The organism is Brenneria izadpanahii (genome assembly GCF_017569925.1).
Taxonomy (GTDB): Bacteria; Pseudomonadota; Gammaproteobacteria; order Enterobacterales; family Enterobacteriaceae; genus Brenneria; species Brenneria izadpanahii.
In genome coordinates this window covers 849,669-862,412 of the sequence record NZ_CP050854.1, presented here as the reverse complement: position 1 = coordinate 862,412, position 12,744 = coordinate 849,669, and the positions used below count along the sequence as shown (strand labels likewise).

At 55.6% G+C, this 12,744-nt stretch carries 7 protein-coding genes and 1 pseudogene; 4 read left to right on the top strand and 4 right to left on the bottom strand.

The annotated features are described in order from the left end of the window. Window positions 1-30: 30 nt before the first annotated feature. Entirely contained in the window at window positions 31-840 is an 810-nt protein-coding gene (locus HC231_RS03805; RefSeq protein WP_208229796.1) for an ABC transporter ATP-binding protein, read from the top strand. 110 nt (window positions 841-950) lie between these two features. On the opposite strand, the gene HC231_RS03800 is transcribed toward HC231_RS03805, so the two are convergent. Both HC231_RS03800 and acnB read right to left on the bottom strand, forming a co-directional pair. Next, entirely contained in the window at window positions 951-2,021 is a 1,071-nt protein-coding gene (locus HC231_RS03800) for an alkene reductase (protein WP_208229795.1), read from the bottom strand. 304 nt (window positions 2,022-2,325) lie between these two features. Next, the gene (gene acnB, locus HC231_RS03795) at window positions 2,326-4,923 is read right to left on the bottom strand and encodes a bifunctional aconitate hydratase 2/2-methylisocitrate dehydratase (RefSeq protein WP_208229794.1); all 2,598 of its coding nucleotides are present in this window, start codon (window positions 4,921-4,923) and stop codon (window positions 2,326-2,328) included. Between the two features lie 487 nt (window positions 4,924-5,410). Between acnB and HC231_RS03790 the strand changes: the two genes are divergently transcribed. Next, window positions 5,411-7,030: a methyl-accepting chemotaxis protein gene (locus tag HC231_RS03790; protein ID WP_208229793.1), complete on the top strand. Its 1,620-nt coding sequence runs from the start codon at window positions 5,411-5,413 to the stop codon at window positions 7,028-7,030. A 47-nt stretch (window positions 7,031-7,077) separates the two neighbouring features. On the opposite strand, the gene HC231_RS03785 is transcribed toward HC231_RS03790, so the two are convergent. Further along, the gene (locus HC231_RS03785; RefSeq protein ID WP_208229792.1) at window positions 7,078-7,944 is read right to left on the bottom strand and encodes an alpha/beta hydrolase; all 867 of its coding nucleotides are present in this window, start codon (window positions 7,942-7,944) and stop codon (window positions 7,078-7,080) included. Between the two features lie 342 nt (window positions 7,945-8,286). After that, entirely contained in the window at window positions 8,287-10,575 is a 2,289-nt protein-coding gene (locus tag HC231_RS03780; protein ID WP_208231211.1) for a TonB-dependent siderophore receptor, read from the bottom strand. Window positions 10,576-10,958: 383 nt separating this feature from the next. On the opposite strand from HC231_RS03780, the gene HC231_RS03775 reads away from it, so the two are divergent. Both HC231_RS03775 and HC231_RS03770 read left to right on the top strand, forming a co-directional pair. Then, window positions 10,959-11,945, top strand: coding sequence for a helix-turn-helix transcriptional regulator (locus HC231_RS03775; protein ID WP_208229791.1), 987 nt, complete (start codon window positions 10,959-10,961; stop codon window positions 11,943-11,945). A 294-nt stretch (window positions 11,946-12,239) separates the two neighbouring features. Continuing rightward, window positions 12,240-12,725: pseudogene (locus HC231_RS03770) on the top strand (Hcp family type VI secretion system effector). The last annotated feature ends 19 nt before the right edge of the window (window positions 12,726-12,744 follow it).

The following is a 12,744-nucleotide window of genomic DNA, read 5'->3' as shown; positions in this document are numbered from 1 at the left end:
ATTGTTAATCATTTGCAGAGTAAAACATCGATGACGCATCTCTTGCACGCCACCAATCTCACGCTCGCGTACGATAAAAAAGTCATCGCGGAAGCATTGAGTGTCACGATCCCGGATAATCAATTCAGCGTGATTATCGGCCCTAACGCCTGCGGCAAGTCCACCCTGCTGCGGGCGCTGTGCCGACTGTTAAAACCGCTTTCGGGAGAAGTGCTGCTGGACGGCAAAAACATTCATCACCTTCCCACCAAAGCGCTGGCGCGACAAATCGGCCTGCTGCCGCAACAGGCCATCGTGCCGGACAACATCACCGTGGCGGATCTAGTGGCGCGCGGACGTTATCCGCATCAGAGTCTGCTGCGCCAGTGGAACAGCGCGGACCAGGAAGCGGTGGAACAGGCGATGATTGCCACCAACGTCGGTTCACTGGCCGAACGCAGCGTGGATGAGCTATCCGGCGGGCAGCGCCAACGGGTGTGGATAGCCATGGTGCTGGCGCAGCAGACGCCGCTGCTGCTGCTGGACGAACCCACCACCTGGCTGGATATGGCGCACCAGATCGACCTGCTTGATCTGTTTCGCGATCTTCATCAGCAGCACGGCCGCACGCTGGTGGCTGTTTTACACGATCTGAATCAGGCCTGCCGCTACGCCGACAATCTGATTGTCATGCAGGCCGGGAAGATTATGGCGCAGGGAAAACCCGCCGATATCATCAGCGCCGAGCTGATTAAACAGGTATTCGGCATGTCCTGCATCATCATCGACGATCCGGTATCCCGCACGCCGCTGATTGTGCCTTGCGGACGTTACCACCCGGTGCCGGACGCGCTCCCTTGACGCCCAAACACGCCTCCCGGCGGTGAATTGGCCGCGGGGGCGATATCGCTATGGCGGAGAGTGTGAAGCCGACCGCCAGTGGCGGCCGGTCAGAGAAGCGGGTAGGCGAATTAGCGGCCGAGGGTTTGCTCCAGCGTGGGGTAGTCGGTATATCCGGTACTGCCGTCGCTGTAAATGGTATCGCTATTTAGCGCATTCAGCGGCGCATTGAGACGGAAACGCGCCACCAGATCCGGGTTGGCGATATACTGCCGGCCGAAAGACACCGCGTCGGCTTCCCCTTCGGCAATCAGCTTTTCAGCGGACTCCTTCGTCAAACCGTCATTGGCGATCACTGCGCCGCTAAAACGTTGGCGGATCAGCGGCAGAATGCGCACCGGCGTCTGCAACGCTTCACGCACGAAAATAAACGCCAGACGCCGCTCATCCAGCTGTTCCGCCACGTAGCCGAACAGCGCCTTGGGATCGGAATCCTGCATGGAATGGGTATCGGACATGGTGTTCAGATGTACTCCCACCCGATCCGCCGGCCACACTTCGAGGATGGCGTCCACCGTTTCCAGCAGGAAACGGGCGCGATTGGCGATGGAGCCGCCATATTGATCCGTCCGCTTATTGGAGCCGTCATGCAGGAACTGATCGAACAGATAACCGTTGGCGGCATGGATTTCCACCCCGTCGAAACCGGCGCGTTTGGCATTCTCCGCCGCCTGGCGAAAATCAGCCACCAGACCGACCACCTCTCCCGTAGCCAGCGCGCGCGGCACCACATAGGGTTTATACGGACGGATGGTGGCGACATGGCCTTCCGGCGCAATCGCGCTGGGCGCCACCGGCAATTCGCCATCCAGATAAATCGGATCGGAAATGCGCCCGACGTGCCATAGCTGAATAACCATTTTTCCGCCGGCCTGATGCACCGCGTCATTAATCTTTTTCCAGCTTTCGATCTGCTGTTCCGACCAAATGCCGGGCGTATTGGGATACCCTACCGCTTTCGGCGTTACGGCGGTGGCTTCGGTCAAGATCATACCGGCGCTGGCCCGCTGGACGTAATACTCCAGCGACAACGCACTGGGAATACGTTGGTCGACGGCATGCATACGGGTAAGCGGCGCCATAATGATACGATTGGATAACTTGATAGCGCCAATCTCGATAGGATCAAACAAACTTGGCATAGCGTTTTTCCTTAAGGCTTAAACCACATTAAATGCAAGGTTATGGGCGGATAAAAAATTGCCGCCAACACGTTCTATGATGGACTAATTACTCAAGAAACTCGCAACATTGCGTGCGATGTATCTATACAATTAATAACTAATTCAATAACAAAAAATTATAATACTTCGTCATATGCAGCACTATCCCAACAGGGCTGACTGAGCAAAACGCATAAAAAAGGCTTCTGATGATTTCAGAAGCCTGCTGATAAAGACACGTAGAGCCGCGGGTACGCGCGGCTCGAGCACAACGAAAATGAATTTACACCGCCGTCTGGAAAATCACGCCATCCGCTTTTTCCGTGTATTGGTCCAAACGGTCGAAGTTCAGATAGCGATAGGTGTCCAGCGCGGTTTTATCCACCTGATCCATGTAAGCCTGGTATTCATCCGGCGTCGGCAGACGGCCCAGCAGCGAAGCCACTGCGGCCAGTTCCGCGGATGCCAGATAAACATTGGCGCCGGTGCCTAAACGGTTCGGGAAGTTGCGCGTGGAGGTTGACACCACCGTCGCGCCGTCCGCCACGCGCGCCTGGTTGCCCATACACAGCGAACAGCCGGGGATCTCAATACGCGCCCCGCTCTTGCCGAATACGCTGTAGTAGCCCTCTTCGGTCAACTGCGCGGCATCCATTTTGGTCGGCGGCGCCACCCACAGGCGGGTCGGCAACTGTCCTTTGTGGCTATCCAGCAGTTTGCCGGCGGCGCGGAAATGGCCGATATTGGTCATGCAGGAACCGATAAACACTTCATCGATCTTCTCGCCGGCCACCTCGGACAGCAGACGCGCATCGTCCGGATCGTTCGGCGCGCACAGGATAGGCTCTTTGATCTCCGCCAGATCGATGTCGATCACCGCGGCATATTCGGCATCCGCATCGGCTTCCAGCAGTTGCGGATCGGCCAGCCATTTTTCCATGCCCTGAATACGGCGCTCCAGGGTACGGCGATCGCCATAGCCTTCCGAGATCATCCACTTCAGCAGCACTATATTGGAATTCAGGTACTCGATAATCGGCGCTTTATCCAGCTTGATGGTACAACCGGCGGCGGAACGCTCCGCCGAGGCGTCGGTCAGTTCGAACGCCTGCTCAACCTTCAAATCCGGCAGACCTTCAATTTCCAGAATACGACCGGAGAAAATATTCTTTTTACCTTTTTTCTCAACGGTCAGCAGCCCTTGCTTAATCGCATACAGCGGGATCGCATGCACCAGATCGCGCAGGGTAATGCCCGGCTGCATCTTGCCTTTAAAACGCACCAGCACGGATTCCGGCATATCCAGCGGCATTACGCCGGTCGCCGCCGCAAACGCCACCAGCCCGGAGCCCGCCGGGAAAGAGATGCCGATCGGGAAACGGGTATGGGAATCGCCGCCGGTGCCGACGGTATCCGGCAACAGCATACGGTTGAGCCAGGAGTGGATCACCCCGTCCCCCGGACGCAGCGACACCCCGCCGCGGTTCATAATGAAGTCGGGCAGCGTATGGTGGGTGGTCACGTCCACCGGCTTCGGATACGCGGCGGTGTGGCAGAACGATTGCATCACCAGATCGGCGGAGAAGCCGAGGCAGGCCAGATCTTTCAGTTCATCACGGGTCATCGGCCCGGTGGTGTCCTGAGAGCCGACGGAGGTCATCTTCGGCTCGCAATATTCATTCGGGCGAATACCGGCAACGCCGCAGGCGCGTCCCACGATTTTCTGCGCCAGCGAGAAGCCTTTATCGCTCTCGGCCACGGTCTTGGCGATGCGGAACACGGAGCTCGACGGCAGCCCCAGCGATTCACGCGCTTTTGACGTCAGCCCGCGGCCGATAATCAGCGGAATACGGCCGCCGGCGCGCACTTCATCCAGCAACACATCGGTTTTCAGCGTAAAGGTCGACAGTATCTCGCCGCTATCATGGCGACGAACCTCGCCCTTATACGGATAGATATCGATCACATCGCCCATATTCAGATCGCTGACGTCCGCCTCGATCGGCAGCGCGCCGGCGTCTTCCATGGTATTGAAAAAGATCGGCGCGATTTTACCGCCCAGCACTACGCCGCCGCCGCGCTTGTTCGGCACATAGGGAATGTCGTCGCCCATGAACCACAATACGGAGTTGGTGGCGGACTTACGGGAAGAACCCGTACCGACCACATCGCCGACATAGGCCAGCGGAAAACCTTTCTTGTTCAGTTCTTCGATTTGTTTGATCGGTCCGACCACGCCGGGCTGATCGGGCTCAATCCCCTCACGGGCGTTTTTCAACATCGCCAGCGCATGCAGCGGGATATCCGGACGCGACCAGGCATCAGGCGCAGGAGAGAGGTCATCGGTGTTGGTTTCACCGGTCACCTTGAATACGGTAACGGTAATTTTCTCCGCCAGTTCAGGGCGGGAAAGGAACCACTCGGCATCGGCCCAGGATTGAATTACCTGTTTGGCATAGGCATTACCGGCCTTCGCTTTTTCTTCCACGTCATAAAAGTTATCGAACATCAGCAACGTGTGAGACAGCGCCTTGGCCGCAATCGGCGCCAGTTGTTCGCTGTCCAGCGCGTCAATCAGCGGATGAATATTATAGCCGCCCTGCATGGTGCCCAGCAGTTCAACGGCCTTCTCAGGGCCGATCAACGGAGAAGAGGCTTCGCCTTTGGCGATGGCCGCCAGAAAGCCGGCCTTAACGTAAGCCGCTTCATCTACGCCAGGGGGAACACGATTAATCAGCAGGTCTAGTAAAACGTCCTCTTCGCCAGCCGGCGGATGTTTTAATGACTCAACCAACGCCGCCATCTGCGTGGCATCCAACGGCTTGGGAACGATCCCCTGTGCAGCCCGCTCGGCTACGTGCTTACGATATTCTTCTAGCACGACTTTCTCCTCGCTCTCATTGTCTTCATTATGCCCGGTGCTCTTGTTCCTGATTCTAATGTCCATGCCTGTATCATAAGCCTGTGGAGGTAAGGTAAGAGAGTGCCCGGTCTAGCCTCGTTAGCATATCAGAATTTGAATCGATTGTTAATTAATTAACATAACGGCAACATTATGATTGTTTTAACCGACGGGTATTACGTCAATTCGATAATGCCTAACGACCGAAGATTAACATGTTAGCAGTAAAACCGACCATAGATTATGGCTCTGTCAGTAAGCGGCCGAAGAAATCCAACGCGACAGCAATGCGCAAATGGAATGAGATGCGCCCAATAGATTTCAAAATGCGGCCTATGCGCCTGAGGCTTGAAAGACGCAGCGGGTAACAGCCTGAACTCCATAATAAATCGATATACAAGCTATTCCCCCGGTGGCCGATATTTTCCTAATGGGCAGGTTGATATCAACGCCATTGGGAGTGCATATGTCCTTTTTACGGAATGTTACGATCAGAAAGGTTTTGTTGGTTATTCTCAGTCTTTTTCTGCTGTTATGGGGCGGAGTGTCATGGTTTACGTTGTCGTCGCTTAATCAGGCCACCCATTATCTGACGCTCGGCAATACGCAGGTGGAATCCCTAAACACTCTAACGAGCGGCACCGACCAGGCGCTGCGATCGGTGATCCGCATCAACCGCGCAATGACGCTGATGCAAAGCGGCAAGCTGGATGATATCGACGCCACCGTGACATCGGCTAACGAAGCGTTGAAAAGCAGTCAGGAAAATCTTGAGAAATTCAAAAGCCAGGCGCATACGAATATCGATCGGCGCATTGTCGATGAAGTGGTGACGTCGTGGAGCCAGTTGATCGAACAAGGACTGCAGCCGATGATGGCGTCTCTGCTGGAAAAAAGATTCGCCGAGTACCGCCGGCTGTTTCGCGATGATTTCCAGGCATTGAACGAAGCGTTCATTACCGCGGCCGGCAATTATCAGAACATCGCATCGGATAACAGCACCGTGCAGCATGTGTATACGCTGGTCGACTGGTGTAAAAAAATTCTGATCGCGGCGATGGCGGCAGGCATTATTATTCTGCTGCTGACCGACCGCTACCTGACCGGCTATATCGTAAAGCCGCTGACGCTGATCAAAGATCACTTCCGCACGCTGGCTAAGGGAAAACTGGATTGCTCGCTGGACGATTTCGGCCGTAACGATGCCGGCCAGTTAATTCCTTATCTGCGGGAAATGCAGGAAAGCCTGAAAATGACGGTAAGCACCATCCGCAGCAGCGCGGATTCCATCTATCAGGGCACGTCGGAGATCAGCGCGGGCAACAACGATCTCTCTTCGCGCACCGAACAGCAGGCCGCTGCGCTGCAGCAGACCGCCGCCAGCATGGAACAGTTGGGCACCACGGTGAAACATAATACCGACAATGTGCATCAGGCTACCGGGCTGGCGGAAAAAGCGACCTCGGTCGCGAAACAGGGTTGGGAAATGGGCCGCGAACTCGGTGAGATCATGGACAGCATTGCCACCAGTTCGCGCAAAATCAACGAAATCACCAGCATGATCAACAGCATCGCCTTCCAAACCAATATCCTGGCTCTGAACGCCGCCGTCGAGGCCGCTCGCGCCGGCGAACAAGGACGCGGATTCGCCGTGGTGGCGGGCGAAGTGCGTAATCTCGCCCAGAAAAGCGCTCAGGCCGCGAAAGAAATTGAAGGGCTGATCGCGGAATCCGTTAATCGCGTGGATGCCGGCGCCAAACAGGTGACGCGTACCAGCAGCGTGATGGATGATGTGATCGCGTCCATCAAACAGGTTAACGACCTGATGGAAGAGATCGCCGCCGCCTCGGACGAGCAGAGCCAAGGGATTAGCCAGGTCAGCCAGGCCGTGACGGAGATGGACAGCGTGACGCAGCAGAACGCCGCCCTGGTGGAACAGTCAGCCGCCGCCGCGGCCTCACTGGAAGAGCAGGCCCGCCAACTGATGCAGGCCGTCGCTATTTTCCAGTTGGAGCAGGATCAGGCGCGCGGCGAAACGCCGTCAGATGCGCAAACGATGCCGCAACTGGCCGCGACAGTATCCTGAAAAAAGCATCCATCGCGGGCGATGATAACCGGCCGGAAGGCCTGATATTATCGCCCGTTGGCGGAATAGTCCGGCCGGAAATGAGTGCGCAACGCATGCTGTAGGGCGAACAACGGAACAGACTGATGCGACTGTTCCGGATAGATATCCAGGGTTACGCGTAAATTCGGCGAACGATTCTGCAACGTCCAGGCAAGTTCCCGGATTCCATCGACCATCCGCCGCTGATTACGATGCCGGCGCAAAACCTGGCGCTGCTCGTCGGGCAAATCCAGCTCCCATCGTTCCAGAGACTGTTCATATTCTCCCACCGACAACGCCAGACTGGCCGGCCGCATCGTCTGTAATCCGTCGCCGGCAAGAAACGCCCCGGCCTGCTCAATAAGGTAACCGCCATTCCACCAGACCGATGGACTGGCGGCATAAAAATGCTGAAACGCGTTTGGCGAGGCGAACAGCGTATCGACGGTAAACAAACCGCCGTAAGAATGACCGAATAACGCTTCACGCCGGCTATCGACCGCATATCTGCCGGCAATAAAGGGTCTTAACTCCTCCAGCATAAAGCGGCGAAATCCTGCCGCGTTCCCCGCCATACCGGCCGGATAATAACCGCCCCGAGGGTCCGCTTCCGGCACGATGCGTTCCACGGCGGGACGATAGTCGCGCTCGCGCCGGGTCGGGCCATCGTAATCAAGGGCGACGATAATACCCGGTTCCATGCCGCAGCGCGGGCCGGCCAGCGCATCCACCAGCGACACGGCGGCAGGGAAATAACGGGCGCCGTCCAAGATATAGATTATCGGCCATCCCTGCGGCGGCGGCGCGCCCTCAGGGCAAAACGACATCACGCGGTAGCGCCCGCATGCGGTCGAAGCAAACATCTCATCACGAGTATTGCGTAACTGATACACGCTTCCTCCGGTATTTATTCTTATTATGCCCGCCGGCAACCGACAAAAAACATTCGACAAAAGACATCAAGGTTGATGATAACCCCCAATCTACAAACCAACCACACCCGAACAGGAAGGATTCCTCTATTAATCAGAACAATAAGATCTCCGCTACCACACAGGGATGGCGGCCATCGGCCTGCTTTGTCCTCAGCCTGTATTGAAAATGTTTTTTTAACGTTGTTTGCGACGGCCCGCAGGGCGGCCGCAATGGATGGCGGGCCATAAAAAAATCCGGTGGGGCGACAGACCCGCACCGGAAACAATCGACACTGACGTTTCGCGCCGCCTTTACATCCGTCAGAACGAGGTATTCACGCTCACGAAGAAAGTACGGCCCGGCTCGTTGTAAGTGGCTGCCCCGGCGCCGCCGATGGTAATGGCGCTACAGGTGCCGTCGGCCGCCACCGTGCATCCGGCCGAGGCGTTGCCTTTGCGGAACAGCCGTTTATCGAACAGGTTATCCACCCCGCCGGTCACGCTGATATTCTTGTTGAACCGGTAGGTGGAGCTCAGGCCGACGATGGCGTACGGGCTGAGTTCGGTCAGCTCGTCACCCGAGGCGGGAAGGCCGCGATAGTTGTACTTCTTCGGTTTCTGCCGGCCGTACCAGGTTAGATCGGCCAGGAAAGAAAGATCCTCGGTCGCCTGCCAGTCCAGCGATGAATTCAGCGTAAATTCCGGGGTAATGGACAGATAATCTCCGGTGGTTTTGTTCTTCGAACGCAACATCCAGGTGATATTGTTGTTCCACTTGAGGGTTTCCGTTACCGGGATATTCACTGTGCCTTCCAGCCCTTCCACCAGCGCCCGGGGAATATTTTCCCACTGGAAGATGTTGGTGGCGCCGTTGGTGCTGGTGCCTGTCGGCGTCAACCCGGCTTCGATCTTGTTGCGGTAGTCGTTGCGGAAGTAGGTGATGCCGGCCTGGTAGCCGTTGCGATTGAACTCGATGCCGATCTCTTTATTGATGCTGGTTTCCGCTTTCAGATCTTCATTGCCGATCAGATAGCAGTTATTGCTGGCGCCGTTAATCAGATAGCACCCCTGCCCTCTGCTGTAGAGCAGATAGTTAGGGTTGAGCTGGTAGAGGTTGGGCGCTTTGTAAGCGGCGGCGATACCCATTTTCAGGGTGAAATCCTCGCCCAGCCCCTGCGACAGGTTCAACGACGGGCTCCAGTGATTCCCCACAATGCTGTGGTGATCGAAACGCAGCGCCGGCGTCAGCATGGTGCTTTGCGTCAGTTCTACGTTGTCCTCGGCGAACAGCGAGAAGATCTGCGCATCGATATTGCTGTCGCGGTTGTTGCTGGGATAGCCCGCGATAGCGCCGATCGACGAGATGTCATAGGAAGTGGAGGTCGGATCCTTCATGCGCTGATCCGATACCTCCATGCCAAGGGTGGCGGTCTGATTGAAATACGCCTCGAACGGGATATTCACCTCGCTGTGGCCGGTCAGAGTATCCAGTTTAATGGTCCGGTATTCGTTCGGGGCCGTGGTATCGAAGATACCTTCAACCCCGCCCGCCAGCCCTTCCGCAATGCGGGTATTATGAGTGCGCTCATATTGCAGATAGGAGGTGGAGCTGACGCCGTTATCCCAATAGCCGCGGTGGGTCACGGAGAAGTTCTGCCGGTACATGCGATTGGTTTCACGGCCATAATTACCGACCACCAGCGCATTGCTGTTGGTATTCTGGGTATCGCCCGCGTAAATATTGCCCTGCCGGCTGACGCCGGCCTCAAATTCCAGCGATTGCTGTGCGGTGATATCCCAACGCAGCAGCGCGTTGAGATCCTTGTTGCGCACCCCTTCGCGGCCGGCCGGCACGGAGCTGGCGTAACTGCCTGTCCGGTCCGATTTGTACGCTTCATTGATATCGCGGGCGTCCGCCTGCGTCTTGTTGAGGTTGCCGTACAGACGCAGGCTCAGACTATCGGTCAGGCCGCCCATCAGGCTGAAATCGGTGCGTTTCGTCGCCCCTTCGGACTTATGCTGCGGCGCGTTGAAATAGGTGTTCCAACTGCCGTGCCACTCTTTCGTCGGCTGTTTGGTGATGATATTCACCACCCCGCCCGCCGCGCCGTTGCCGTAGCGCGCCGCCGCCGGGCCGCGCAGCACTTCGATGCGTTCCACCAGATCCGACGGCACCCAGTTGGTGTCGCCGCGGGTATCGCGTTCGCCGCGCCAGCCATAGCGCACGGCATTGCGGCTGGAAACCGGTTTGCCGTCCACCAGAATCAGGGTGTTTTCCGGCCCCATGCCGCGAATATCGATCTGCCGGTTATTCCCGCGCTGTCCGCTGGTGGAATTCCCGGTAAGATTGACCCCCGGCATAGTGCGGATCAGTTCGGACAGATCGTTGGCCGGCGGGCGTTTGCTGATATCCTCCGCCGTGATCGTCGATACGCCCGGCGCCTGCCGCGTTTGCTCAGCGGCGGTCACCACAATTGTGTCGTCGGAGCCAGCGGTTTGCTGGGTAGCGGCCGTATCGGCAGCCGGCGTTTCCGCCCATGCCATGAAAGGTGTTGTCGAAAAACTCAATCCAATAAGTGTCGCCAGATAGTGACGCGGTGGTAATCTCATCATTTAAAATCACTCTGTAGAACCATAACGTGAAAGACGGCGGATGTTGACTGGCGCAGCTACCGGCAGGCTCCATTTATTACGGTTCCATACTTTGTGGAGAAAAGCCTGCCGTATCATTGGGCGATTACCGGACGGGGAGACGTCTGCCAGCGTTCTGCCAAACCGCCGCGGCCCGTGCCGAAAAGCGCTCACGCGGACAGAGATTCCCGCCCGCGCTTTGCTGACCATCAACAAAAAATGCTACTGAGAAGTATTTGCATTACCAGTTTTGCTCAGTCATTGTTACATTTGTTTTTTAGGACTGGTTTTGTGCAAACAGCAAATTGTTTTGCAAAAACGGCAAAATGACGGACGATAACCAGACAATATAAGGGGGAATCATGCAAAATCATGTGCCGTCATCGAAATCGATTTATAAGAATCACATCGTTCAGCAGTCGAGTCTAGTCTCGAATAACTATCGCCTGCTTGGATCGAGATTGATTGACGATACTCCCGTGCTGTTTGGCAGTTTCGATGTGATACGGCTGAATCGCGATCTGATTTTGCATACGGCGGATGTGATCAACCTGCACAATATGAAAACGCAGAGCGTACTGAATGGGGCGATAAAGCTGGCTATCGTGGTAAACGGCGTCGCGCACATTACCTATAATGAAAAGCCGTTACATTTGGGAAGTCATCAGCCGGCTTCTTTGATTTCGCTGACCGAGCCCACGCAGTTTAGCCGCAACGGCAAACGAGATGAATACGAGCGCACCGTTTCGCTCACCTTTAGCCGGGAATGGCTATACGGCAACCTGCTGGATAGCGTCAACGACTGGCAGGCCATTTATGACTTCACGCAGACCCATCTTTCCACCCATTTATGGACTCCGTCGCGCCAGGCGCTGGCCATCGCCTGGCAGATTCTGAATGCCGGCCCCTGCCATACGCCGTTGCAGCGTCTGTACCTGGAAAGCCAGTGCATGATGCTGATTATCGAAGCCTTCGATTCGCTTACCAACCACGCGATACAGGATAAAACCGCATCCGGCGTTAACCTGCGCATTCATCACCGCGTCCATCAGGTCAGGGATATGCTGGAAAGCGGAAGCGCCGACCAGCTTTCCATCGCTGAAATCGCCAAAAGCGTCAATATGAGTGAAAGCACGCTGCAACGCCATTTTCGCCAGACATTCAACCTGACCGTGTTTGAATACCTGAGAAACTGCCGCTTGCAACGCGCCATGCTGGCGTTGCAAAAAGACGGCATCGGTATTTCCCAGGCCGCCAGCATCGCCGGATATAACAGCACGGCCAACTTTACTACCGCCCTGCGCCGCGCGTTTGGCATTACGCCGGGACAGATCAAGGATCGTTTCTGAGGCGAATGCCGTTCGCTTCAGATTTGTGATATTCAGGGCGACCGCAACGAGAGGCATCGTAAGCGCGTCCCTTATCGTCATATGATCAATTCTCATTGACCGAATCCGATTACATCGCTGATTTCAACTAAGATTTTTCTCAATGTCAGGATTTTCTGTCCAGCTCATTTTTTGTCTACATGCTAATCCGATAAAGTATGACTCGCTTGCTCTCTCGTGAGAATCATAGAATTTCGATAGTCTCGCCGTTTTCATATCGAATAACATTTTCTATTTCTGCTAAAAGGATTTTTTATGTCTAATGCTATTTATCTCTACGTCGAAGGTGTTGCCGGTGAATGCGCAGAGTCGCAGCATGAAGGTTGGATCGACGTGTTTTCATGTTCCTGGGGAGCATCTCAAAATACCGATACGACGCGCGGTGGTGGAGGTGGTTCCGGTCGTGTAAGTTTTCGCGATTTGAACATCGTTACCGCTATCGATAATGCAATGCCGACCATGCTGAAAATGTGATCAATCGGTCAGCATATCAATAACGTCAAAGTTTCCGTTTGCAAGGCCAGCGGCGGCAGCGCCATGGAATTCGCCACCTTCGTATTGAAAAACGCGCTGATCACGGATGTAAATATTGGCGGTTCCAATGGCAGTCAGATGCTGGTGACCTATAAATTTCAAGCATCCGCTGTTGAAGCACACTATTGGAAGCAACAGTCCAACGGAGGTAAAGGCGCAGAAGTTGCGATGGGCTTCGATATCAAGCAAAACAAAATCACCGGCTAATCAACCTCAGGGAAATACA

Bases quoted from the DNA above. Each gene is read 5' to 3' on its own strand.
- HC231_RS03780 (WP_208231211.1), bottom strand. From the start codon at position 10,575: ATGAGATTACCACCGCGTCACTATCTGGCGACACTTATTGGATTGAGT.
- HC231_RS03790 (WP_208229793.1), top strand. From the start codon at position 5,411: ATGTCCTTTTTACGGAATGTTACGATCAGAAAGGTTTTGTTGGTTATT.
- HC231_RS03800 (WP_208229795.1), bottom strand. From the start codon at position 2,021: ATGCCAAGTTTGTTTGATCCTATCGAGATTGGCGCTATCAAGTTATCC.
- HC231_RS03805 (WP_208229796.1), top strand. From the start codon at position 31: ATGACGCATCTCTTGCACGCCACCAATCTCACGCTCGCGTACGATAAA.
- HC231_RS03775 (WP_208229791.1), top strand. From the start codon at position 10,959: ATGCAAAATCATGTGCCGTCATCGAAATCGATTTATAAGAATCACATC.